Here is a 22,564-nt window from a genome sequence, read left to right on the forward strand (position 1 = left end):
TTCTCAGGGGGAGCGGCTACTCTAGGGGACTGTGCTGCTGACGGATCTGGAAAACTATTCGACCATCGCCCTGTACTCGGCGATGATCGTCTACGCCATCGCCTTCGTGTTCTACGCGGTGGATCTCGCGAACCGCAGCGGCGACGCCGCCGCGGCCGAGCGCGCCCCCGCCGCGGAGGCGCAGTCCGCGGCCGCGGGGGGCGGCGTTGCCACCCTCGTGCGCCAGGCGCCGCCGAGCCGGGTCGCGGCGTCCGCGGTGAAGCCGCGGCGATCCCGATCGCTGCGCATCGGCTTCTCCCTCACCGTGCTCGGATTCCTGCTGCACCTCGGCGCCACGGTGCTGCGCGGCATCGGCGCCGAGCGCGTGCCGTGGGCCAACATGTACGAGTTCGCCCTCACGGCGACCTGCGCGATCGTGCTCATCTTCCTCGTCGTGCAGTTCTTCGTCGACCTGCGCTTCCTCGGCGCGCTCATCACCGGGCTCACCATTCTGTTCCTCGGCGTCACGAAGGTGAACTTCTACGTGGCGATCGTGCCGCTGCAGCCGGCGCTCGACTCCTACTGGCTGGTCATCCACATTCTCGTCGCCGTGCTGGCGGTCGGATTCCTGACCCTCTCGTTCGGCCTCTCCGTGCTGCAGCTGATGCAGACGCGGCGCGAGGCGCGCGACGCGCAGGGCGGCACGCCCACGATGCGCTTCCTGTCGACGTTCCCCGCCGCCGTGCGGCTCGAGGATCTCGCCTACCGGCTCGCGATCATCGGCTTCGTGTTCTGGACGTTCACGCTCATCGCCGGATCGATCTGGGCCGAGGCCGCGTGGAGCCGCTACTGGGGCTGGGACACGAAGGAGGTGTGGACCTTCGTCATCTGGGTGCTCTACGCCGGGTACATCCACGCCCGGGCGACGCGCGGCTGGCGCGGCACGCGATCGGCGTGGCTGTCGATCATCGCCTACACGGCGGTCATCTTCAACTTCACCATCGTCAACGTGTTCTTCAAGGGGCTGCACGCCTACTCCGGCCTGTAGGCCGCCGCGGGGCGCGCCTCGGCTACTGCAGCACCTCGATCATCTCGGCCGGGTCGATGAGACGGCCCGCGATCCCGCCGCCCGTCGCGTCGGCGCCCGTGCCGCCCGCGTCGCGCAGGTGATCGATGATCGACGCGAGGGCGTCGGCCTCGTGCGTCACGATCCAGTCGGCGTCGCCGATGCCGCACGACGCCGCCGCCTGCACCGACACGGCGCTCGCCGTGTTCGCGAAGCCCGGCCGCTCGGCCGAGCCGCGCACGGCCAGCCACTGCTTCGGCGCCTCGCCGGCCTCCGGAGCGTCGACCACGAGACCGAGCGCGCTCCAGGTGCGGATGAGCGGCTGCACGATCGCCGTGCGCCGCAGCTGGCGCAGCGACCACTGCAGATCCTCGGGCGCGGCCCCCTGCAGCCACACGAGTACGTCGGCATCGGAGCGCACGCCGCTCGCGTCGTACCAGCCGCGCACGACGACGCCCTCGTCCTCGATCTCGCGGGAGACGTCCTCGAGCTCGCGCACGGAGCCGGGAACGTCGCGACCGTCGAGCACGACGGGGTGCGAGGAGCTGACGCGGAAGGCGGCGAACAGCGAGAACGTCTGCTCGGGCACCCCGCTCTCCAGGGCTTCCGAGGGAATGGTCGCGGGGTCGATTTCGGGTGCGCTCATGCCTCCATCGTGGTGGGCCGCGCCGGGCGATGCAAGGGGGTCGCCGTCAGCGCACGAGCCGTGCGATCGCGGCCGACGCCTCGTGCAGCTTCTCCGCGGCGACGGCGCCGCCCTCTGCGGCGGCCGAGGCCACGCAGTGGCGCAGGTGGTCGTCGAGCAGCTTAAGCGCAACCCGCTCGAGAGCCTTCGTGGCCGCCGACACCTGGGTGAGGATGTCGATGCAGTACTCGTCCTCCTGCACCATCCGCTGCACGCCGCGCACCTGGCCCTCGGCGCGGCGGAGGCGCTTCAGCAGTGCGTCCTTGTGCTCGATGTAGCCGTGCGCGTGCTCCGCACCGGCGGCATCCGTGACTTCGCTCATGCGAGAACTGTACCCGGGCTCAGCCGTCCGCGCGCCGACGGCGCAGCAGGCCGGCGACGCCGCCGCCGATGAGCACGAGCACGGCCAGCCAGATCGCGAGGTAGAGGGGGTACTCGGCCGGGGGGATCCGCTCGCCGTTGAGCATCGATGCGACGACGAGGAGGGCGGGCTCGAGGTAGCCGAGCAGCCCGAACACGCTGATCGTGAGCAGGCGCGAGGCGAGGATGTAGCAGACGAGCGCGACGCCGGTGCCGACGCCGAAGACCGGGCCCAGCCACCCCAGACTCGGGTTCGCGGCGAGCGCGTCGCCCACTGCGAGCTCCCGGACGAGCAGCACCGCGGCGATGGGGCTCATCGCGACGAACTCCCAGAACATTCCGCCGAGGTGGGCGAAGCCGAGGGTGCGGCGCAGCACGAAGTAGACGGGGTAGCCGACGGCGACGAGCAGGGTCTCCCAGGAGACGCCGCCGGCGCGCACGAGCTCGAACCCGACGCCGACCGCGGCGATGCCCGCAGCCGTCCACTGCCACCAGAGCAGGCGATCCCGGTAGACGAACTTGCCGACGAGCACCAGCATCAGGGGGAGCAGGAAGTACCCGAGGGCGACCTGCAGCCCGCGGCCGTGGAGGGGTGCCCAGGTGAACACCCACAGCTGCACCGCGATCAGCGCCCCGCACGCCGCGACGCCGAGGCCGAGCAGCGGGGCGCGGCGCACGCGGTGCCGCAGCTCGGCGACGAGGTACCACTGGCGGGCGGCGAGCAGCGCCAGCGCGACGATCGGGATCGCGCAGAGCGTGCGCAGCGCCCAGATCGCCTCGGCCGGCGCGGGCGCGAGCAGGGGCGTGACGAAGTAGATGCCGGCGAACAGCACTGAAGAGGCGACCGAGACGATCGCCCCTCGTGATTCGCGGCTCGGGGAGCCGGTCACCCCTTACAGGTCGATTGCGCCGATGACCTCGCCGTACGGCGTCTCGCCGATCGGGGCGAAGCCGATGTGCAGGAAGAAGCCCTCCGGGCCGTCCTCGCCGCGCTCCCAGAGCACCGTGACGCGGTCGAACCCGCGGCGGCGGGCCTCGTCGATGAGCGCGTTGACGGCGAAGGTGCCGACGCCCGTCCCCTGCTCCTCGGCGTCGACGTTGATGCGCCAGAGCGCCGCCTTGAACTCCTCCTGCGAGGCGTCGGGATCGAAGTTGCCGTGGATGAACCCGACGACCTCGTCGCCGCGCAGCACGACGCGCTGCCAGGCCGTGTGCGCGGGCGTGACGGCGGCCGCTGCGGCGTACGAGACGGGGGTGATGAACTGCTCCTGGCCCCGCTTCAAGCCCAGCGTATTCACCGCGACGATGGTCGCTGCGGAAAGCTCTTCGAGTCTCAGGTCGCTCATGCTCCCAGGCTAGCGCCTCGCGCGGTTCGCGCAAGGATCGCGTGCAGGATATTCGGCGTCGCGCAGACCCGGCGGATGCGGTGGGGATGCGGTGCGGATGCGGGGGTCGCGCAGCGGATGCGGGGGCCGCGCAGCGGTCGCGCTGCCCGGCCCCCGCATCCGCCGGCGTCAGGAGAGGCGGGCTCCCGACTCGGCGTCGAAGACGTGCACGCGGGCCGGATCGGGAGCGAGCGTGACGACGTCGCCCGCCTCCGGGTGCACACGACCGTCGACGCGGGAGACCACGTCGGTGCGCACGCCGTCGACATCCGCGTGCCCGTAGAGGTAGCCGTCGGCGCCGAGCTCCTCGACGAGATCGACCTCGACGCTCATCCCCGCGCCGCCATCGGTGACGACGTGCAGGTCTTCGGGGCGCACGCCGACGGTGACCGCGCCGCTCCGCGCCGCACTGCGGACGGCGGCCGGGAGGGGCACCTCGAGCGATCCAGATCGCGCCGCATCGCCCGCAACGGTCGCCGGGAGCAGATTCATCGCGGGCGACCCGATGAAGCCGGCGACGAACACGTTCTTCGGGGTCTCGTACAGGTCGCGCGGCGTGCCGATCTGCTGCAGCACGCCCTCCTTGAGCACCGCGATGCGGTCGCCCATCGTGAGCGCCTCGGTCTGATCGTGCGTCACGTAGACGGTGGTCACCCCGAGCCGGCGCTGCAGCGAGGCGATCTGCGTGCGGGTCTGCACGCGCAGCTTCGCGTCCAGGTTCGACAGCGGCTCGTCCATGAGGAAGACCTGGGGCTGGCGCACGATCGCGCGCCCCATCGCGACGCGCTGCCGCTGGCCGCCCGAGAGGGCCTTCGGCTTGCGGTCGAGGAACTCCTCGAGGTCGAGCATGCGCGCCGCCTCCCGCACGCGCTCGTCGCGCTCCGCCTTGCTCACACCCGCGATCTTGAGCGCGAAGCCCATGTTGTCGGCGACCGTCATGTGCGGGTACAGCGCGTAGTTCTGGAAGACCATCGCGATGTCGCGATCCTTCGGGGGCACATCGGTGACGTCGCGGTCGCCGATGAGCACGCGGCCGCCGTCGATCTCCTCCAGGCCCGCGAGCATGCGGAGCGTGGTCGACTTGCCGCAGCCCGATGGGCCGACGAGCACGAGGAACTCCCCGTCGCCGATGTCGAGGTCGAGCGCGTCGACCGAGGGGCGCGATGCTCCCGGGTAGACGCGGGAGACGCTGTCGAATGTGACTGTTGCCATGATGTACTCCTCTGCCGGCAGGCACGTGCCGGACGATCCGTTGCAGTGGAAGACGGCTGCATCGCCGTCGGTACCCGGTTCGGGTGATCCCACCATAAGGGAGCGCGGGCCGGCGGCGCTACGGTCGGATCGCGGTCAGTGCGATCCCCCGGGCCCCGCCCGCCGCGCGCCGCGATGCGGAGAAATATCTCGATGTCGAGATACCCAGACGGACTCGGGTAGGATGGTTCGCGGCCGATAAACGACGAACAACGGGAGATGCGTTGGAGAAGATCAAGGTTGCAGGCACGGTCGTCGAACTCGACGGCGACGAGATGACCCGCATCATCTGGCAGTTCATCAAGGACCGCCTCATCCACCCCTACCTCGACGTGACCCTCGAGTACTACGACCTCGGCATGGAGCACCGCGACGCCACCGACGATCAGGTGACGGTCGACGCCGCGAACGCCATCAAGAAGCACGGCGTCGGCGTGAAGTGCGCCACGATCACGCCCGACGAGGCGCGCGTCGAAGAGTTCGGCCTCAAGAAGATGTGGCGCAGCCCCAACGGCACCATCCGCAACATCCTCGGCGGCGTCGTCTTCCGCGAGCCCATCATCATCTCGAACATCCCCCGCCTCGTGCCCGGCTGGAACAAGCCGATCATCATCGGCCGCCACGCGCACGGCGACCAGTACAAGGCGACCGACTTCAAGGCCGGCGCCGGCAAGGTCACGCTCACGTACGAGCCCGCCGACGGCTCCGAGCCGCAGCAGTTCGAGGTCGTCACGCTGCCCGAGAACGGCGGCGTGATCCAGGGCCAGTACAACTTCAACGACTCGATCCGCGACTTCGCGCGCGCCTCGTTCAAGTACGGCCTGTCGCGCGACTACCCCGTGTACCTGTCGACGAAGAACACCATCCTGAAGGCGTACGACGGCCAGTTCAAGGACATCTTCCAGGAGGTCTTCGACGCCGAGTTCAAGGAGCAGTTCGAAGAGCGCGGCCTGACCTACGAGCACCGCCTGATCGACGACATGGTCGCGTCGGCGATGAAGTGGGAGGGCGGCTACGTCTGGGCCTGCAAGAACTACGACGGCGACGTGCAGTCCGACACCGTGGCGCAGGGCTTCGGCTCGCTGGGCCTCATGACCTCCGTGCTGATGACGCCCGACGGCCAGACCGTCGAGGCCGAGGCCGCGCACGGCACCGTGACGCGCCACTACCGCCAGCACCAGCAGGGCAAGCCCACGTCGACGAACCCGATCGCGTCGATCTTCGCCTGGACGCGGGGCCTCGCGCACCGCGGCAAGCTCGATCAGAACCAGGAGCTGATCGACTTCTCGGAGACGCTCGAGGACGTCGTCATCAAGACCGTCGAGTCGGGCAAGATGACCAAGGATCTCGCGCTGCTGGTCGGCCCGGAGCAGGGCTACCAGACGACCGAGGAGTTCCTCGCCTCGATCGATGAGAACCTCGCCGCGCGTCTCGGCTGAGACGTCGCGCCCGTGAAACGGGGACCGGTGCTTCGGCGCCGGTCCCCGTTTTCGTGTGCGCGGTGCGGGCGGCGTTCGCGCCGGCGAGTGGCGGTACGGGTGTCGGTGCGCGTCGGCGCGGGTGTCGGTGTGTGGGGTGGTGTCGGCGGTTGGCGCAGCCCGTGGCTGGTCGGGGTGTGCGTCGGTGAGGGATTCGGCGTCGGTGGGCGGCGCCCGGGGCGGAAGGTCTCACCGAAGCCGAATCTCTCACCGACGGCGGTGGGGCCTCAGCGGGTGGTGGACTCGCGGATGTCGAGGGTGGCGCGCGGCACCTCGAGCGGCACCGTGAGCTCGGCGCCCTCGGCGAGCTGCACGGCGACCTCGACGGCGCGGGCGGCGATGCCCTCGGGGTGGAGGTCGAGCGTGGTGACGCTGGGGTGGGAGATGCGGTTCTGCAGGGCTCCCGAGCCGGCGGCGAGCAGCAGGTCGTCGGGCACCCGGATGCCGTGCTCGCGGGCGGCGGCGTTGAGGCCTGCGGCGTGGCGGCCGGTCAGGCAGAAGAGGCCGTCGGGGCGCGTGGCCTCGGGCGAGCCGAAGAAGCGCTCGATGGCGGCCGGCCCGATGCGCTCGCCGTCGGTCTCGGGGAACGCGGCGATGTCGGGCTCCTGCCCGCGGCGCGCGCACCAGTCGCGGTAGGCGGCCTCGGATTCACGGTTCCACGCGTTCTGGTCGGTGCCGGTGAGCAGGGCGACGCGCTCGGCGCCGGCCCCGGCGAGATGGTCGAGCGCGAGCACCGTCTCCTCCCAGTCGCGGGTCGCGAGCTCGACGAACTGCCCCGGCCGGGCGGGGTCGGAGCCGACCGACACGAACGGGATGTGGCGCTCGGAGAGCATGGTGAGCACCGGGTCGTTCGCGAAGGGCTCCGACACGATGTAGGCGTCGGCCGCGGTGGCGCTCATGGGCGCGCCGGGCCGGGTGGGGTCGTCGACGAGCATCATGCTGTAGCCGCGCTCCATGGCGGCGAGCGAGGCGGCGCCCGCCATGCGGAGGAAGTAGTCGACGCCCTCGGGGAGGAAGGTGTCGAGCGAGCGCAGCGGGCGGATCACGAGGGCGAGCAGGCCGAGGCGCGAGCTCTGCAGCCCCTGCGCGATGGGGCTCGGGCGGTAGCCGATGCGGGCGGCGACCTGCGCGATACGGTCGGCGGTCTCCTGCCGCACGACGCCCTTGCCGTTCAGGGCGTGCGAGACCGTGGTCGGCGAGACGCCCGCGGCTTTCGCTACGTCTTTGATGGTCGGTCGCCCGGTCGGTTGCACCTGGTCAGGATAGCCGGTTCGCGCTGGGCGCCCGGGGCGGCCGGCCCGGTGCGGGGAGTCGGGGCCGGTGAACCCGGGGCCGGCGCGGGGGCGAGGCCGATCCCGCGACCGCGACCGGGCGAACGTCACCGAATCGTGATACCCAAACCGTTTTTCACAAACCGTTTTGGGTGCTAGCATCGCCGGTGGGTCTTCGCCCGGCGCTCACCGGGATGAGGAGCTTCAACGATGAAACTTCGAAGGAGAACAACGTGAAATTCGCACCGATTCGGGCGTCGATCGCCCTGCTCGCCATGGGCGGCCTCGCTCTCGCAGGTTGCGCCACGGGAAGCCGCGGAGGCGACGCCGGGTCGCCGTCGGCGGGCGGCGAGCTGCTGCAGACCACGCCCGAGGCCACCGCCGAGGCGGAGACCGTCACCTGGAACTCGACCTACGGCGAGCTCGCCAGCCTCGACCCGGTGAAGGCCTTCAACTACCCCGAGAACACGATCGTCTCGAACCTCTGCGAGCCGCTCTTCGAGATGCAGCCCGACTTCTCGGTGCAGCCCAACCTCGCCACCGAAGCGAACACCGACGACGGCAAGACCTGGGTCTTCGGCATCCGCGACGACGTGACGTTCTGGGACGGCACCCCGATGACCGTCGACGACGTCGTCTACTCGATCAACCGCCACCTCGACCCCGCCGAGGGCAGCTACTGGGGCGGCGGCGTCGTCGCGAACATCGCGGGCGTCGAGGCGACCGGCGAGCACGAGGTGACCATCACGCTCGAGACGGCCGACTACACGCTGCCGTCGTCGCTCAGCACGATCATCGGCGTCGTGGTGCAGCAGGCGCAGCGCGAGGCGGCGGGCGAGAACTACGGCAACCCCGAGACCGGCGTCATGTGCACCGGCCCCCTGAAGTTCACGCCCGGCGATTGGCAGCAGGGCCAGGCGATCACGCTCGAGCGCAACGACGACTACTGGGACGAGGAGGGGCGGGCGATGGCCCGCGAGGTGAAGATCGGATTCGTCGTCGATCCCACCGCGATCGCGAACGGACTCGGCACCGGCGAGATCCAGGGCTCCTACGACGTGCCGCTGCCGGCGCTCGGCCAGCTCGAGACGAGCGAGAGCGGCGAGCTGTACGTGGGGCAGGGCATGCAGAACATGGCGATCATCTCGACGGGCGAGGGCGTGTTCGGCGACCCGGCCGTGCGGCGCGCGCTGACGCGGGCCACGGATCGCCAGGCGATCGCCGACACGGTCTACGAGGGCACGGGCACCCCGGCCCGCTCGATCGTTCCGCAGTCGCCGTGGGACGCCGTCGAGGAGTCGGCGCCCGGCGTGGCCGAGCTGCGCGATGAGCAGCTGCCCGATCTGAGCTTCGACATCGAGGCGGCCAAGGCCGAGCTCGAGGAGGCCGAGGTCGACCTGTCGCAGCCCATCAAGATCGCGTACCCGAGTGAGCGCAGCTTCTACGCCGACATCTTGAACGAGATGGCGAACGGGGCGAAGGAGCTCGGGATCACGCTCGAGCCGACCGGCGTGCCGAGCGCCCAGTTCGGCGCGTTCTTCTCCGACCCGCAGGCGCGGGCCGGCTTCGACGGGTTCGTCACGACCAACTACCTCAGCGCGCCCGATCCGCTGCTGCACCTCATCAGCGTCGCCAAGACCGGGAGCGACCAGAACTACTCCGGCTTCTCCGATCCCGCAGTGGATGCGGCGCTCGACGCAGCCATCGGCGAGAGCGACGACACCGAGCGGGCGAAGCTGACGGTGGAGGCCGAGGCGCTCATCATGCAGCAGCAGCCGTGGGTGCCGATCAACGACCTCGCGGTGCGCATGTACATGGACGAGAGCATCACGGGCGCCCCCGCCTCCTTCGTGTACCTCTACTACCCCTGGGCCGCCGACCTCGGCGCGGCAGCCTGAGCGGAGCTCTCCGCAGGAAGGGATCGTCCATGATCTACGTAGGCAAACGGCTCGGAGCGCTCGTCGCGGTGCTCGTCGTCTCCAGCTTCATCGTGTTCTCGGGGATGTACCTGGCCCCGGGCAGCCCCGAGCAGTTCCTGGTGCAGGGGCGCACGGTGAGCCCCGAGGTGCTCGCCGCGATCCGGGCGCAGTACGGTCTGGACGATCCCTTCCTCATCAGGTACTGGCACTGGCTGATCGACGTGCTCCAGGGCGACCTGGGCCGGTCGCTGATCACCCAGCAGGACGTCACGACCCTCGTCGCGGCGCGCATTCCGACCACCCTGTACCTCGCCGGCTTCGCCGCGCTGCTGATCGTCGTGTTCGGGATCGGGCTCGGCGTGCTCGCCGCGACCCGATCGGGCGTCTTCGAGAAGATCGTCGTGTTCGGCTCGAACCTCGGGTTCGCGGTGCCCACGTTCTTCGCGGCGCTGGTGCTCATGTTCATCTTCGGCTCGAACCTCGGATGGTTCCCGGTGTCGGGATCGGGGCAGGGGTTCCTCGACCGGCTCTGGCACCTCACCCTGCCCGCGATCGCGCTCGCGTTCCCCGGCATCGCGGTGGTGGCGCGGATCACGCGCACCGCGGTGCGCGAGGAGCAGGGGTCGGAGCACGTGGTCATGGCGATCGCGCGCGGCGTGCCGAAGCAGCTCGTGCTGTGGCGGCACACGATCCGCAACTCCATGCTGCCGGTGACGACCGTGATCGGCACGCAGGTCGCCGGGCTGCTCGCGAGCGCCTTCGTGATCGAGTACGCGTTCACGCTCGACGGCATCGGCTCCCTGCTCGTGAACTCGGTGCAGAAGAAGGACTTCGCGGTCGTGCAGGCGATCGCGCTGGTCATGGTGCTGGCGTTCGGCATCGTCAACCTGATCGTCGATCTGCTGTACTCCGTGATCGATCCCCGCGTCCGACTCAGCAAGGGAGTGGCGGCACGATGACCACCCAGAAGCCCGCGCGCGAACCGGGCACCGGCACCCGCGCGCAGAACACCATCGCCGTCCAGCTGCTGCGCAAGCACCGGAACGACGTGCCCGTCTCGGGCTGGCGCCTCCTCGCCCGCCGGCTTGGGCCGGTCGGCGTGGGCAGCCTCGTCGTGATCGCGCTGGTCGTGCTCATGGCGATCCTCGCCCCCGTCATCGCCCCGTACGACCCGTACGCGGGCGCCGTCACCGCGCGGCACGAGGCGTGGAGCCTCGCGCACCTGATGGGCACCGACCAGTCGGGCCGCGACATCTTCTCCCGCATCATCTGGGGTGCGCGCACGAGCCTCATCGGCCCGGCGATCGTCGCAGTGGTCACCGCGGTGCTCGCGACCCTGCTCGCCCTCACCGCCGTCTGGTTCGGCGGTCGCGTCGACGCCCTCATCAGCCGCGTGCTCGACATCCTCTTCGCCTTTCCGAACATGCTGCTCGCGATCCTCGCGGTCGCGATCTTCGGGCCGTCGATGCTCACCGCGTCGCTCGCGCTCGCGATCGGCTTCGTGCCGTACTCGGCGCGCGTGATCCGCTCCGTCGCCCTCCGGGAGCGGAATCTGCCCTACGTCGCCTCGGCCCGCCTGCAGGGCATCTCGGGGTTCCTCATCACCGTGCGGCACATCCTGCCGAACGTGCGCACGCAGATTCTGACGGGCATGACCATCAACTTCGGCTACGCGATGATCGAGCTCGCGGCGCTCTCGTTCCTCGGCCTCGGGGTGCAGCCGCCGACGCCCGACTGGGGCCTCATGGTCTCGAACGGCCAGGCGTCGCTGCAGCAGGGGTACTGGGAGCAGAGCATCTTCGCGGGCCTCGCCATCGTGATCACCGTCGCCGCGTTCGGCTACGTCGGCGAGCAACTCGGCGGTCGCCGCGCCGCAGGAAGGATCCGCTGATGCTGCACGTCGATTCCCTCGTTCTCACCGTCACCGACCCCGACACGGGGCAGTCCACCGAGATCCTGCACGGCAACTCGTTCGCGCTCGGCGCCGGCGAATCGCTCGGGCTCGTCGGCGAGTCGGGCTCGGGCAAGTCGATGACCCTGAAGTGCATCCTCGGCATCGAGCCGTCGGGCGCCCGCGTCACGGGGTCCATCGCGCTCGACGGCACCGATCTCCTGAGCGCCGGCGGGGAGGAGCTCCGCCGCATCCGCGCGAACGACCTCGCCCTCATCGCGCAGAACCCGCACGGGTCGCTGAACCCCGTGCTGCCGGTCGGGCGCTTCCTCGTCGAGGGCATGAGCGATGCCCGCTCGCTCCCGGCGGGCGAGGCGCGCACCCGGGCGGCAGATCTGCTGCGCCAGGTCGGCATCACCGATACCGAGCGCGTGCTGCGCTCGTACCCCCACCAGCTCTCGGGCGGCATGCTGCAGCGCGTCGTCATCGCGGGGGCGATGTCGGGCGAGCCGAAGCTGCTGCTCGCCGACGAGCCGACCACGGCCCTCGACGTCACCACGCAGGCCGAGGTCGTGGCGATCCTCGACGAGAAGCGGCGCGAGCACGGGCTCTCGATGATCTACGTCACCCACGACCTCGATCTCGCGGCCGCGGTCTGCGATCGCCTCGCCGTCATGAAGGACGGCGAGATCCTCGAGATCGGCACGCCCGAGGAGATTCGGGATCGGCCGAAGACCGAGTACACGCGGGCGCTCATGTCGGCTCGCCCCCAGCTCTACCCCGAGGGGCGCTCCGAGCCGGCGCTCGGCGCGAACACGCCGGCGCTCGGCGGCGACGCCCACGCGAACACGGAGGACCGCGCATGACCACGACGCCCCGCGACGCCGCCCCGCACGGCGGCGCCGAGCCGATGATCGAGGTCGAGCACCTCGACCGCACCTTCCACCTGAGCCGCTCGGCGCGCGTCACCGCGCTCGACGACGTGTCGTGCGCACTGCGGCCGGGCACCTGCCTCGCAGTCGTCGGCGAGTCGGGGTCGGGCAAATCCACGCTGGCCCGCGTGATCGTCGGCCTCGAGACCGCCGACGCGGGCACGGTGCGGATCGCCGGAACCCCCGTGCGCCCCACCACCTCGAGGCGGGCGCTGCACGAGCGCGCGAAGCTCGTGCAGATGGTCTTCCAGGATCCGCAGGGCTCGCTCAACCGTTCGCTGCCGGTCTCGGCGACGATCAACGAGATGCTCCTCGCGCACCGCCCCGACCTCGATCGCGCCGGGCGGCGGGCGCGCACCCTCGAGCTGTTCGCGGAGGTGGGGCTCACCGAGCGCCACGCCGACGCCAAGCCCGAGGCGCTCTCGGGCGGGCAGAAGCAGCGCGTCGCCATCGCACGCGCGCTCGCCGCGGAGCCGCGGGTGATCGTGCTCGACGAGGCGGTCTCGGCGCTCGACGTGTCGGTGCAGGCGCAGGTGCTCGCCCTGCTGAAGCGGCTGCGCGCCGAGCACGGCCTGTCGTACCTGTTCATCACCCACGATCTCTCGGTGGTGCGCGACATCGCCGACGACGTCGTGGTGATGCGCTCGGGCCGCATCATCGAGCGCGGCAGCGTCTCCGACATCCTCGATCGGCCGAGGGATCCGTACACGCGGCTCCTCCTCGCCTCTGCCCCGCGGCCCGGGTGGAAGCCCCGGCGCGGCCTGCGCGACGCGCTCGCCGCGGGCCCGTCCGCGTGACCCGCTCCGCTCCCCACCCGGCGGGCGCCCGCCCGCCACTCACAGAAAGCACCCCTGCATGACTGCACAGACCGAACGCCTCCACCTCGACGTCACCGGCGCGAACGCCCGCGCGCTCGGGGTGAGCCGCGGCGCTGCGCTCCGCGGCACGCTGCCCACGGCGTACGCGAAGTACGCCGAGCTGTTCCGCATCCTCGGAGTGACCGAGGCGATGGAGCTCGACGGGGTCGCCCGCGTCGTCGCGGCGGTCGACCCGTGGCGGCCCGAGCTGATCGAGCAGCTCAGGGGCGTGGCCGAGGGCGCGGGCGTGCCGTTCGAGCAGGTCGTGGCGCTGAACGCGCGCACGGAGCTGATCGCGCTCGGCACGCGGAGTGCGAGCGAGTGCTCGACGGTGACCGCACGTGTCGGCGCGCACCGGTTCGGGGTGCAGACCTGGGACTGGCACGTCGAACTCGACGCGTACTGGCACACGCACACGGTGACCGGGCACGGCCTCCGCTACGCGGGCCTCACCGAGCAGGGCATCCTCTCGAAGATCGGCGTGAACGAGGCCGGCCTGGCGCTGCACTTCAACATCCTGGGGCACGCGAGCGACGGGCCCGACGGCGTGCCGATGCACCTGCTCTCGAGCGCGGTGCTGTCGGAGTGCGCGTCGGTCGACGAGGCGGTCGCACTGGTGCGGGCCGCCCCGATCGCCTCGTCCTCCGCCTTCACGATGCTCGACGCGAACCGTGCCGTCTCCCTCGAGATCAGCCCCGTGGGCGTCTACGAGATCGCCGAGGTCGACGGGTCGGTGCAGCGCACCAACCACTTCCAGCACGCGGAGCCGCACGCGCAGCAGAAGACGGAGCTCTACGAGCCCGATTCGAGCGATCGGCTCGAGCTCGTGCGCGAGCGGTTGTCGCCGGGCCTGCCCGAGTCGCCTGCCGAACTGGTGCGCCTGCTGCGTTCGGGGCCGGGGCAGCCGCCGCTCACCTGCGTGCCCGACATGACGAAGGAGTACGGCGATCGCTGGGCGACCCTCGCGACGATCGTCTCAGACCCCGATGCGCGCACCATCCGCATCTTCGACGGTATGCCCGAGGCGTCGGAGTCGGGGGAGTGGCGGGTGCTCGCCGTCTGAGGCGGCGCTGGCGGGCGCCCGCCCGCGGCGCCCGGCGCCCGCGGCGCCCGGCGCTCGGCGCCGGGCGCGCGGCCCGCGGCGCCCGCCCGCGGCGCCCGCGGCGCCCACTCCCGTGAGAGATTCGGCTTCGGTGAGATGAACTCCGCTCGAACCGGCTCACCGAAGCCGAATCCCCCACCGAAGCGCGCCGCAGCATCGGGCGGCTCTAGCATAAAACGTTTTACGCTCCTAGGCTGACGATACACCCGACCCGAGGAGCCCCATGCACACGTACCCGAGCTACGTCGCCCCGCCCGGCCGCGCCATCGCCGAGTTCGTGAAGGATCACCCCTTCGCCGTGGTGGCGACCTCCACCGACGGGGCGCCCGTCGCCACCCACACGCCCGTCGTGTTCCCGCCCGGGCTCGAGCCCGGCGACACCCTGGTCGGCACCCGACTCTGGGGGCACATCGGCCGGGCCAACGCGCACTGGACGCACTTCGCGGATCACCCCGAGGCGCTCCTCGTGTTCTCGTCGTCGCACGCGTACGTGTCGCCGAGCACCTACGAGTTCACGCCCGCGGTGCCGACGCTCGACTACGCCGCGGTGCACCTCACGGGCCGCGTGACCGTGCTGGAGGAGCCGCACGAGAATCTGGCGGTGGTCGAGCAGACGGTCGCCCATCTGGAGGAGCTGCGCGCGCAGCCCTGGGATCCGGCGGCATCGCGGCACGTCTTCGAGAAGATTCTCGACGGCGTCGTCTCGTTCACGATCGACATCGAGAGCGAGTCGGCGATGTTCAAGCTCAGCCAGGACATGCCGGCCGACGTGCACGGGCGCGTGCGGCGCGACCTCGTCGAGGGCGACCACCGCCACCCCGACGTCGCCGCGCTGATGGATCGGATCGGGCCGGCCTGCCCGCATCAGGGGCGCGGCTGACGCGAGTCGGCGATCCCGCTGCGCGGCAGGCGCGCAGCGGCGCCCCCGCTGCGAGGGCCCGCGCCCGTCAGCGCTCCCGCTGCGACGACCGGCGCACGATGAGCTCCGAGGCCACGAGGCGCCGCCCGTCGGGGGATTCGCCGCGCGTGATCTGCGCGAGCAGCGCGACGGTCTCCCGGGCGAGCACTTCGGGGCGCAGGTCGATCGCCGTGATCGGGGGCTCCGCGGTGCGCGTCTGCTGAGCGTCCGTGCCGCACGCGAGCAGGTAGTGCTCCGGCGCGGTGTACCCGCGCTCGCGCATCGCCTCCTGGATGCCCGCGGCGTGGCGGCCGGTCAGCGAGTAGATCGCGTCGGGCACGCCGTCGTCGAGCAGTCGCGGCACCAGTTCGCGCCCGCCGGCCTCCCCGAGCCGCTCGGGGCTGCGGAAGAGCCGGGGCGTGCTTCCGTGCGAGGCGCACCAGTGCCGGTACGCCTCCTCGGCGTCCGCGTTCCAGGAGTTGTCGTCGGTGCCGCCGACGAACGCCACGTCGCGGGCCCCGTGCTCCGCGAGGTGGTCGAGCGCGGTGCGCGTGGCGGCGGCGTCGTCGGAGGCGACCCAGTTCGCGGCCTGCGGCTTGCCCGGGTCGCGGCCGAGCGTCACGTAGGGGATCGATCGGCTCTCGAGGAGGTCGACGACCGGGTCGTCGCGCACCGGGTCGGTGACGACGTAGCCGTCGAGGGAGAACGCCAGCGGGGTGACCGGCCCCTTCACGAGGTCGGCGACCTGCATGAGGCTCAGTCCATGCCCGAGCGCGCTCACCGCCGCGGCGCCGGCGAACCGGAGGAAGTAGTCGACGCCGGGCGGGCTGTAGTCCTCGAGCGCGTCGAGGGGCCGGAGCACGATGCCGATGACGCCGATGCGCGATCGGCGCAGCCCGCGGGCCAGGGCGTCGGCCTGGTAGCCCATCGAGGTCGCGATCTCGCGGATGCGCTTGCGGGTCTCCTCGGCGAGGGTGCCCTTGTCGTTCAGCGCGTGCGACACCGCCGTGATCGAGACGCCGGCTCGGGCGGCGACGTCTTTGATGGTGACATTGCGGTGCGCGGCCACGGGCCCTCCTTGCTTCCTGACACGAGCGTACCGCCCGTGCGGCGCATAAACCGTTGCATGCATCGTTTGATGACAATTCGATCACAGCATTGCATAAAACGATTTATGAAGCTAGCTTGAGTCACCAGGGCAATCCGCGCCGACGCGGAGCCCGGGGGGTCGTGACGCTGCGATCCCGCTCACCACAGTTGTCGAAGGAGTCAGTACGGTGTTGACACAATCACGCACACGCGCCCGGGTCGTCTCGGGCGCCGCACTCGCACTCGGCCTCGCCTGTGCGCTCAGCTCCTGCGCCGCACCGGCCGGCACCGGCGCGGGGGAGCAGCAGGAGGCGGCCCCCGGCTTCCTCGCCGTGGCAGACGACGCACTCGACGGGCAGGGCGCCCTCACCGTGCAGCTCGACTACGACACGAGCGAAGCCGACGGCCTCGACCCGGCGACGGCCCAGACGGCGCGCTCGTGGAGCATCATGGGCCTCGTCTACGAGACGCTCGTCACCACCGACGAGAACTTCGAGATCCAGCCCGAGCTCGCGACGTCGTGGGAGCAGCCCGACGACACCACCTACGTCTTCACCATCGACACGACCGCCACCTTCTCGAACGGGCGGGCGCTCACGGCTGACGACGTCGTCGGCAGCCTGCAGCGCCAGATCGACAGCGCGAGCGTCTGGTCGGGCCAGATGGGCCCCGTCGAGTCGATCGAGGCGACCGGCGACGACCAGGTCACCGTGCGGCTGAGCAGCCCCTACGCGCCGTTCCTCGCGGCGCTCGCGAACACTCCCGCTGCGATCCTGCCCATGCAGGAGGTCGCCGACGGCAGCGTCGACCTCGCGACCACCATGCTCGGCACCGGCCCCTACGTCGTCGACGCGCACCGCCAGGACGAATCGTGGACGTTCTCGGCCAACCCGGATTGGCGCGGGGGCGACGACCTCGCCGTGCAGACCCTCGAACTGCAGATCGTCGACCAGGAGACCACCCGGCAGGCGGCCCTCCGCGAGGGCAGCGCCGGGCTCGCGAACTTCGGCAGCATCGACGCGCTCACGCAGCTCGCCGACGCCGGCGACGTGCAGGTGGTCAACCAGACCCAGAGCGACTTCTACTACCTCAACGTGAACTCCCAGATCGAGGGATCGCCGCTGCAGGATCAGGACGTGCGCTTCGCCATCAACGCGGCGATCGACCGTCAGGCCATCGCCGACATCGTGTTCGCGGGCGAATCCGCGCCCACGGGCGTCACGCCGTCGAACCTGCCCGGCGCGTGCGCCGTCGACGCCCTGCCGTCGGAGCAGGCCGACCTCGACGAGGCGCGCGACGTCATCGCGGCGTCGGACGCCGCCGGCACCACGCTCGACCTGATCGTGTACACCTCCGAACCCGTGATGGGGCAGATCGCGCAGCTCGTGCAGCAGCAGCTCGCCGAGATCGGCGTCACCGTCAACATCGAGCAGTTCGACACCGCCACCTACAACGCGCGCGTCTTCACGGCGCAGCCGGGCGACTTCGACCTGTCGCTGGGCTGGTTCGCCGGCTACGTCGATCCGTCGATGGTGACGAAGTGGTGGAACCCGGAGCAGGCGGGCTTCAACGTCGGCTTCACCGGGGTGCACGAGGACCTCAACGCGCTGATCGCCGCGGGCGCCGAGGAGACGGACGCCGACGAGCGCGAGACGGTGCTCGCCGAGCTCTGCGCGAGCGCCGACGAGTACTCCGAGATCGTTCCGCTCGTGCACCGGCCCTCGATCATCGGCTACGACTCGGCCGCGCTCAGCCCGACGATCCAGAGCAACGAGGGGTACGGCGACATCTTCCGCGACATCGCCTCGTACCGCCTCCCGGCGGCTCCGGCCTCCGGCGAGTAGCGAGCGACCGGCATGCTGCAGCAGCTCCGATGGTCCGCCGGGCGGGTGGCGAGCGCGCTCGTCACCCTGCTCGGCGTCTCCATCCTCATCTTCGCCGCCGTGAGGCTGATGCCGGGCAGCTACGAGGACATCATCCTCGGGCCCCTCGCATCTCCCGAGGAGCGCGCGGCGCTCGCCGCGGCCTACGGGCTCGACCAGCCGCTCGTGCTCCAGTACTTCTCCTGGATCGGGCAGATCGCCACCGGCGACCTGGGCACGTCGTTCGTGACGCAGAGCCCGGTGAGCGTCGAACTCGGCGCGCGCATCCCCGTCACGGCGCTGCTCACCGCGATGGCGCTGGCCATCACCGTGGCGATCGGGATCCCGCTCGGCGTGTGGACGGGGGTGCGCTCGGGCGCGCACCGCGGCGGCGCGGTCGGACGCATCGTCTCGGGGCTCGGCATCAGCGTTCCGGAGTTCGTGCTCGGCAGCGTGGTCGTGTTCGTGTTCTCGCGGCTCGCCCTCGGCATCCAGGTCGGCGGCTTCTCGCGCGTCGGCACCGGCTTCGGCCCGACGTTCCAGGCGCTGCTGCTCCCCGCCGTCGTGCTCTCGGTGTTCTGCGTCGCGGCAGCGGCGCGCACCACGCGGGACGCCGTGATGAACGTGCTCGTCGAGCCGCACATCGCGGCGGCGGTGGCGCGCGGCGAGACGCCGTGGCACATCGTGCGCCACCACGTGATGCGCAACGCGGGCATTCCGATCCTCACGCTCCTCGCGACGATCACGGCCTACCTGCTCGGCGGCGCGGTGATCGTCGAGACCATCTTCAACATCCCCGGCCTCGGCTCCTTCATGGTGACGGGTCTCGACCGCCGCGACTTCGCGGTGGTGCAGGCGTCGGTGCTCTTCGCGGCGACCGTGTTCATCGTGGTGAGCCTCGTCCTCGATCTGATCACGAGCGCGCTCGACCCGCGGGTCGCCGTCACCGGGAAGGCAGGATCATGACGACGTACTCCCTCCCCCTCGTCCGTCGCAAGCGGGCCGCATCGGTGCGCCCGCCGAGAGACGGGCTGTTCATCGCGTCGATCGCGACGCTCGCGACGATCGTCGGCATCGCAGTGGTCGCGGCGGTCGTGCCGTTCGCCGGCGACCCCGCGAAGATCGTCGGTCCGCGGCTGAGCGCGCCCTCCGGCGCGGCGCTGCTCGGCACCGACGCCCTCGGCCGCTCGGTGCTCGCGCGACTGCTGGAGGGCATCGGCACGACCCTGGTGCTCTCGGCCGTCGCCGTGCTCTGCACGGCCGTCATCAGCGTGATGCTCGGCATGATCGCGGGCTACCTCGGCGGCTGGACGCGCGAGGGCGTGATGCGGTTCGTCGACGTGCTCTACTCCTTCCCGTCGATCGTGCTGGCCATTCTGATCGCCGCGGTCGTCGGTCCGGGTCAGGTCGCGGCGCTGGCGAGCATCGTGCTCGTGACGGTACCGCTGATGACGCGCATGGTGAGCGCCGCGTCGATGGCGGTCGCGAAGCGCGACTTCGTGACGACCGCCCAGATCAGCGGCGTCTCGGCGCCGGTGATCCTGTTCCGCCACGTGCTGCCGAGCATCAGCGGCACGATCGCCGTGCAGGGCACGTACGCGCTGTCGGTCGGCATCCTCGTCGAGGGCGGCCTGAGCTTTCTCGGGTACGGCGTGCAGCTGCCGCAGTCGTCGCTCGGGCTGCTGATCCAGGAGGGGTCGAGCTACATGGTGCAGGCGCCGTGGCTGCTGTTCGCCCCCGCGGTCGTGCTGGTGCTCGCGATTCTCGCGATCAACCTCGTGGGAGACACGCTGCGCGACCGCCTCGACCCCCGCGAGACGAGGAGCCTCGTATGACCGCTCACGAATCCGCCCCATCGGTATCGGTGTCGGGCCTCAGCGCCGAGTACCGCACGCGCCTCGGCGTGACGCGGGCGCTCGACGACGTGTCGCTCGACATCGCCCCCGGCGAGCTCGTCGCCGTCGTCGGCGAGTCCGGATCGGGCAAGACGACGATCTCCCAGGCGATCGGGCGCATGCTGCCCCGCTCGTGCCGCATCACGGCGGGCGAGGTGCGCGTGCTGGGGCGCGACCTCGCCTCGCTCGCCCCCGACGAGGTGCGCCGCGTGCGGCGCGAGTCGCTCGGCTTCATCCCGCAGGATCCGATCGCGTCGCTCAACCCGACGATGCGCATCCGGCGGCAGCTCGAGCTCGCCCTGGCTCCGCTCGGCCGGCCGACCGATGCCGGCTCCCTGGTGGAGCTGCTGCGCAGCGTGCGCATCCTGGAGCCCGAGCGCGTGCTCCGGCTCTTCCCGCACGAGGTCTCGGGCGGCATGGCGCAGCGCATCGCGATCGCGCTGACCATCGCGCGCGAGCCGAGCATCCTCATCGCCGACGAGCCCACGGCGTCGCTCGACGCCCAGGTGCGCGACGAGATCCTCGAACTGATCGTCGCCTTCGTGCGGCGCTCGGGTGCGAGCCTCATCTGGATCAGCCACGACCTCGGCGCCGTGCGCCGGTGGTGCGACCGCGTGGTCGTCATGCACCGCGGCGCGATCGTCGAGTCGGGGCCGACGGCGCGGGTGCTCGACGCCCCCGAGGCCGAGTACACGCGCACGCTCGTGGCCGCCATCCCGGCGCGCTCGCGCGCGAGCCGCGAAGGGGAGGAGCGCGCATGAGCGTCGCAGCTGAGAACGCGGTACTGGAGATGCATGACGTGAGCGTGTCGTTCACGTCGGGGGCGGGCGCGAAGCGGCGCACGGTGCGGGCCATGAACGAGGTGAGCCTGAGCGTCGCGCCCGGCGAGACCCTCGGCCTCGTCGGCGAGTCCGGATCGGGCAAGACGACGACCGCCGCCGTCGCGCTGGGCCTGCGCGCGCCCGACAGCGGCGACGTGCGCCTGCTCGGGCGTCCGATGAGCCGTTCCCGAAGGGCGACCGCGGGCAAGATCCAGGCCGTGCTGCAGCACCCGCACTGGTCGCTGAACCCGCGCCGTCGGGTGGGCGAGTCGGTGCGCGAGCCGCTCACCGTGGCGCGCCGTGACCTCGGCCGGGAGCAGCAGCGGGCGCGCGTCGGCGAGATGCTCGAGCACGTCGGCCTGAACCCGGGCTTCGCCGACCGCTACCCGCACGAGCTCTCGGGCGGGCAGCGGCAGCGGGTCTCGGTCGCACGCGCGCTCGTCACCGAGCCCCGCTTCATCGTCTTCGACGAGGCGGTGAGCGCGCTCGACGTCGCCGTGCAGATGCAGATCCTCGCGCTGATCCGCGAGCTGCAGCAGCAGCACCGCTTCGGCGCCCTCTTCATCTCCCACGACCTGGGAGCCGTGCAGCGGGTGGCGGATCGGGTCGCGGTGCTGTTCCGCGGCGACCTCGTCGAGACCGCCGGCACCGAGCAGTTCTTCGCGGCCCCGTCGCATCCCTACTCGCAACAACTCCTGGAGACTCTGTGAACACCGCATCCCAAGACCAGCACGCGCCCGACCAGTCCACCGGGCCCGCGCCCGCGCACGCGCTCGCCGCATTCGACCCCGGCATCGCCGTCGACTCGGCCCCGCGCCTCGCCGGCGCGCCCGTGTTCGGCGGTCCCGGCAACGGCGACTTCGCGCTCGTACCCGTGCGCAGCGAGGGTCGCGAGCGACTCGCCTTCGACTTCCCCGGGGTGCGCGTCGGCTCGGCGCACTACGCCGAGGGGCCGACCGGTGCGACCGTGATCCACCTGCCCGCCGGTGCGCGCACCGCGGTCGACGCCCGCGGCGGCGCGGTGGGGCTCTCGGGAGGCTACGACTTCAACCACGCCATCTGCCTCGCGGGCGGCTCGGTGTACGGGCTCGAGGCGGGAGCCGGAGTGAGCGACGCGCTGCTCGAGCGGTTCGAGAACCGCACCGGTTTCGCCGACCTGCAGCTCGTCTCCTCGGCGATCATCTACGACTTCTCGGCGCGCTCCACGTCCGTGCACCCCGATCGTGAGCTCGGCCGGGCCGCGCTCGAGTTCGCGGTCGAGGGCGAGTTCGCGCAGGGGCGAGCCGGCGCGGGCGTGAGCGCGTCGTCGGGCAAGGTCGACTGGGAGCGCACCGAGATCACCGGGCAGGGTGCGGCGTTCCGGCAGATCGGCGACGTGCGCATCCTGGCGATCGTGGTGCCGAACCCGGTCGGCGTCATCCTCGACCGCGCCGGGCGCGTGGTGCGCGGCAACTACGACGCCGCCACGGGGGAGCGCCGCCACCCCGTGCACGACTACGCGGAGGCGTTCGCCGAGCATCGGGCGGCCGAGACCCAGGCGGGCAACACGACGATCAGCGCGGTCGTCACGAACGTGAAGATGAGCGCGGTCGAGCTGAACCAGTTCGCCAAGCAGGTGCACAGCTCCATGCACCGGGGCATCCAGCCGTTCCACACCGACATGGACGGCGACACGCTCTTCGCGGTCACCACCGACGAGATCGACCTGCCCGCGAGCCCCGGCTCGTCGCGGGGCCGGCTGTCGGTGAACGCGACCGCGCTCGGCGCGATCGCCTCCGAGGTCATGTGGGATGCGCTGCTCGAGGCGGCGAAGTAGGGGATGG

At 71.2% G+C, this 22,564-nt stretch carries 22 protein-coding genes; 15 read left to right on the forward strand and 7 right to left on the reverse strand.

All coding sequences use genetic code 11. From position 1 onward, the window contains the following. Positions 1-82: 82 nt before the first annotated feature. Positions 83-1,027 carry a c-type cytochrome biogenesis protein CcsB gene (gene ccsB, locus BLT44_RS05620; protein ID WP_074690314.1) on the forward strand — a complete coding sequence of 315 codons (945 nt, stop codon included), beginning with the start codon at positions 83-85 and terminating at the stop codon, positions 1,025-1,027. A 22-nt stretch (positions 1,028-1,049) separates the two neighbouring features. Here the strand turns inward: ccsB and BLT44_RS05625 are convergent, their stop codons facing one another. The 5 genes from BLT44_RS05625 to BLT44_RS05645 all read right to left on the reverse strand — a co-directional run bounded on the left by BLT44_RS05625 (position 1,050) and on the right by BLT44_RS05645 (position 4,687). Beyond that, on the reverse strand, positions 1,050-1,691 hold the full coding sequence (locus tag BLT44_RS05625) for a chlorite dismutase family protein (protein WP_010155036.1): 642 nt from the start codon (positions 1,689-1,691) through the stop codon (positions 1,050-1,052). Between the two features lie 46 nt (positions 1,692-1,737). Beyond that, the gene (locus BLT44_RS05630) at positions 1,738-2,052 is read right to left on the reverse strand and encodes a metal-sensitive transcriptional regulator (RefSeq protein WP_010155035.1); all 315 of its coding nucleotides are present in this window, start codon (positions 2,050-2,052) and stop codon (positions 1,738-1,740) included. A 19-nt stretch (positions 2,053-2,071) separates the two neighbouring features. Continuing rightward, on the reverse strand, positions 2,072-2,980 hold the full coding sequence (gene rarD, locus BLT44_RS05635; RefSeq protein ID WP_010155034.1) for an EamA family transporter RarD: 909 nt from the start codon (positions 2,978-2,980) through the stop codon (positions 2,072-2,074). Between the two features lie 3 nt (positions 2,981-2,983). Continuing rightward, on the reverse strand, positions 2,984-3,436 hold the full coding sequence (locus BLT44_RS05640) for a GNAT family N-acetyltransferase (RefSeq protein ID WP_010155033.1): 453 nt from the start codon (positions 3,434-3,436) through the stop codon (positions 2,984-2,986). A 168-nt stretch (positions 3,437-3,604) separates the two neighbouring features. After that, positions 3,605-4,687 carry an ABC transporter ATP-binding protein gene (locus BLT44_RS05645; protein WP_010155032.1) on the reverse strand — a complete coding sequence of 361 codons (1,083 nt, stop codon included), beginning with the start codon at positions 4,685-4,687 and terminating at the stop codon, positions 3,605-3,607. Positions 4,688-4,950: 263 nt separating this feature from the next. Here BLT44_RS05645 and BLT44_RS05650 point away from each other — a divergent pair, with 263 nt between their 5' ends. Further along, positions 4,951-6,165 (forward strand): NADP-dependent isocitrate dehydrogenase, encoded by a 1,215-nt coding sequence (locus tag BLT44_RS05650; RefSeq protein WP_010155029.1) that lies wholly within the window; start codon positions 4,951-4,953, stop codon positions 6,163-6,165. A gap of 266 nt (positions 6,166-6,431) precedes the next feature. Here the strand turns inward: BLT44_RS05650 and BLT44_RS05655 are convergent, their stop codons facing one another. Beyond that, a complete protein-coding gene (locus BLT44_RS05655) occupies positions 6,432-7,457 on the reverse strand; it encodes a LacI family DNA-binding transcriptional regulator (RefSeq protein WP_010155028.1) in 1,026 nt (341 codons plus the stop codon). 251 nt (positions 7,458-7,708) lie between these two features. Here BLT44_RS05655 and BLT44_RS05660 point away from each other — a divergent pair, with 251 nt between their 5' ends. The 7 genes from BLT44_RS05660 (at position 7,709) to BLT44_RS05690 (ending at position 15,056) form a co-directional block, all read left to right on the forward strand. Continuing rightward, complete coding sequence (locus tag BLT44_RS05660; RefSeq protein WP_010155027.1) at positions 7,709-9,373, forward strand: ABC transporter substrate-binding protein; 1,665 nt, start codon at positions 7,709-7,711, stop codon at positions 9,371-9,373. 29 nt (positions 9,374-9,402) lie between these two features. After that, positions 9,403-10,353 (forward strand): ABC transporter permease, encoded by a 951-nt coding sequence (locus tag BLT44_RS05665; protein WP_010155026.1) that lies wholly within the window; start codon positions 9,403-9,405, stop codon positions 10,351-10,353. Then, positions 10,350-11,285 (forward strand): ABC transporter permease, encoded by a 936-nt coding sequence (locus BLT44_RS05670; RefSeq protein WP_010155025.1) that lies wholly within the window; start codon positions 10,350-10,352, stop codon positions 11,283-11,285. The genes BLT44_RS05665 and BLT44_RS05670 overlap by 4 nt, the downstream gene beginning before the upstream one ends. Beyond that, the gene (locus BLT44_RS05675; RefSeq protein ID WP_010155023.1) at positions 11,285-12,151 is read left to right on the forward strand and encodes an ABC transporter ATP-binding protein; all 867 of its coding nucleotides are present in this window, start codon (positions 11,285-11,287) and stop codon (positions 12,149-12,151) included. Before BLT44_RS05670 ends, BLT44_RS05675 begins: the two co-directional genes overlap by 1 nt. Next, entirely contained in the window at positions 12,148-13,014 is an 867-nt protein-coding gene (locus BLT44_RS05680) for an ABC transporter ATP-binding protein (RefSeq protein WP_010155022.1), read from the forward strand. The genes BLT44_RS05675 and BLT44_RS05680 overlap by 4 nt, the downstream gene beginning before the upstream one ends. A gap of 58 nt (positions 13,015-13,072) precedes the next feature. Continuing rightward, entirely contained in the window at positions 13,073-14,137 is a 1,065-nt protein-coding gene (locus tag BLT44_RS05685) for a C45 family autoproteolytic acyltransferase/hydrolase (protein ID WP_074690002.1), read from the forward strand. Positions 14,138-14,399: 262 nt separating this feature from the next. Next, complete coding sequence (locus BLT44_RS05690; RefSeq protein ID WP_010155020.1) at positions 14,400-15,056, forward strand: FMN-binding negative transcriptional regulator; 657 nt, start codon at positions 14,400-14,402, stop codon at positions 15,054-15,056. 67 nt (positions 15,057-15,123) lie between these two features. Here the strand turns inward: BLT44_RS05690 and BLT44_RS05695 are convergent, their stop codons facing one another. Then, a complete protein-coding gene (locus BLT44_RS05695) occupies positions 15,124-16,143 on the reverse strand; it encodes a LacI family DNA-binding transcriptional regulator (protein WP_010155019.1) in 1,020 nt (339 codons plus the stop codon). Between the two features lie 208 nt (positions 16,144-16,351). Here BLT44_RS05695 and BLT44_RS05700 point away from each other — a divergent pair, with 208 nt between their 5' ends. Genes BLT44_RS05700 through BLT44_RS05725 form a run of 6 tightly spaced genes read left to right on the forward strand, consistent with a single transcriptional unit; the run spans position 16,352 to position 22,557 of the window. Next, entirely contained in the window at positions 16,352-18,007 is a 1,656-nt protein-coding gene (locus BLT44_RS05700) for an ABC transporter substrate-binding protein (RefSeq protein ID WP_010155018.1), read from the forward strand. Between the two features lie 12 nt (positions 18,008-18,019). Further along, positions 18,020-18,991, forward strand: coding sequence for an ABC transporter permease (locus BLT44_RS05705; protein ID WP_010155016.1), 972 nt, complete (start codon positions 18,020-18,022; stop codon positions 18,989-18,991). Next, the gene (locus BLT44_RS05710; RefSeq protein WP_010155015.1) at positions 18,988-19,860 is read left to right on the forward strand and encodes an ABC transporter permease; all 873 of its coding nucleotides are present in this window, start codon (positions 18,988-18,990) and stop codon (positions 19,858-19,860) included. The genes BLT44_RS05705 and BLT44_RS05710 overlap by 4 nt, the downstream gene beginning before the upstream one ends. Then, positions 19,857-20,681 carry an ABC transporter ATP-binding protein gene (locus BLT44_RS05715; protein WP_010155014.1) on the forward strand — a complete coding sequence of 275 codons (825 nt, stop codon included), beginning with the start codon at positions 19,857-19,859 and terminating at the stop codon, positions 20,679-20,681. The genes BLT44_RS05710 and BLT44_RS05715 overlap by 4 nt, the downstream gene beginning before the upstream one ends. After that, positions 20,678-21,451: an ABC transporter ATP-binding protein gene (locus BLT44_RS05720; protein ID WP_010155013.1), complete on the forward strand. Its 774-nt coding sequence runs from the start codon at positions 20,678-20,680 to the stop codon at positions 21,449-21,451. The genes BLT44_RS05715 and BLT44_RS05720 overlap by 4 nt, the downstream gene beginning before the upstream one ends. Beyond that, positions 21,448-22,557, forward strand: a complete 1,110-nt coding sequence (locus BLT44_RS05725) for an endo-type 6-aminohexanoate oligomer hydrolase (protein WP_010155012.1) — start codon at positions 21,448-21,450, stop codon at positions 22,555-22,557. The genes BLT44_RS05720 and BLT44_RS05725 overlap by 4 nt, the downstream gene beginning before the upstream one ends. Positions 22,558-22,564: the final 7 nt, after the last annotated feature.

The sequence above is a fragment of the Leucobacter chromiiresistens genome, assembly GCF_900102345.1.
GTDB classification, from domain to species: domain Bacteria; phylum Actinomycetota; class Actinomycetes; order Actinomycetales; family Microbacteriaceae; genus Leucobacter; species Leucobacter chromiiresistens.

What these genes read in the sequence shown, in the direction of transcription:
- ccsB (WP_074690314.1), top strand. Translation starts at nt 83, where the DNA reads ATGATCGTCTACGCCATCGCCTTCGTGTTCTACGCGGTGGATCTCGCG.
- BLT44_RS05625 (WP_010155036.1), bottom strand. Translation starts at nt 1,691, where the DNA reads ATGAGCGCACCCGAAATCGACCCCGCGACCATTCCCTCGGAAGCCCTG.
- BLT44_RS05630 (WP_010155035.1), bottom strand. Translation starts at nt 2,052, where the DNA reads ATGAGCGAAGTCACGGATGCCGCCGGTGCGGAGCACGCGCACGGCTAC.
- BLT44_RS05640 (WP_010155033.1), bottom strand. Translation starts at nt 3,436, where the DNA reads ATGAGCGACCTGAGACTCGAAGAGCTTTCCGCAGCGACCATCGTCGCG.
- BLT44_RS05645 (WP_010155032.1), bottom strand. Translation starts at nt 4,687, where the DNA reads ATGGCAACAGTCACATTCGACAGCGTCTCCCGCGTCTACCCGGGAGCA.
- BLT44_RS05665 (WP_010155026.1), top strand. Translation starts at nt 9,403, where the DNA reads ATGATCTACGTAGGCAAACGGCTCGGAGCGCTCGTCGCGGTGCTCGTC.
- BLT44_RS05670 (WP_010155025.1), top strand. Translation starts at nt 10,350, where the DNA reads ATGACCACCCAGAAGCCCGCGCGCGAACCGGGCACCGGCACCCGCGCG.
- BLT44_RS05675 (WP_010155023.1), top strand. Translation starts at nt 11,285, where the DNA reads ATGCTGCACGTCGATTCCCTCGTTCTCACCGTCACCGACCCCGACACG.
- BLT44_RS05680 (WP_010155022.1), top strand. Translation starts at nt 12,148, where the DNA reads ATGACCACGACGCCCCGCGACGCCGCCCCGCACGGCGGCGCCGAGCCG.
- BLT44_RS05685 (WP_074690002.1), top strand. Translation starts at nt 13,073, where the DNA reads ATGACTGCACAGACCGAACGCCTCCACCTCGACGTCACCGGCGCGAAC.
- BLT44_RS05690 (WP_010155020.1), top strand. Translation starts at nt 14,400, where the DNA reads ATGCACACGTACCCGAGCTACGTCGCCCCGCCCGGCCGCGCCATCGCC.
- BLT44_RS05705 (WP_010155016.1), top strand. Translation starts at nt 18,020, where the DNA reads ATGCTGCAGCAGCTCCGATGGTCCGCCGGGCGGGTGGCGAGCGCGCTC.
- BLT44_RS05710 (WP_010155015.1), top strand. Translation starts at nt 18,988, where the DNA reads ATGACGACGTACTCCCTCCCCCTCGTCCGTCGCAAGCGGGCCGCATCG.
- BLT44_RS05715 (WP_010155014.1), top strand. Translation starts at nt 19,857, where the DNA reads ATGACCGCTCACGAATCCGCCCCATCGGTATCGGTGTCGGGCCTCAGC.
- BLT44_RS05720 (WP_010155013.1), top strand. Translation starts at nt 20,678, where the DNA reads ATGAGCGTCGCAGCTGAGAACGCGGTACTGGAGATGCATGACGTGAGC.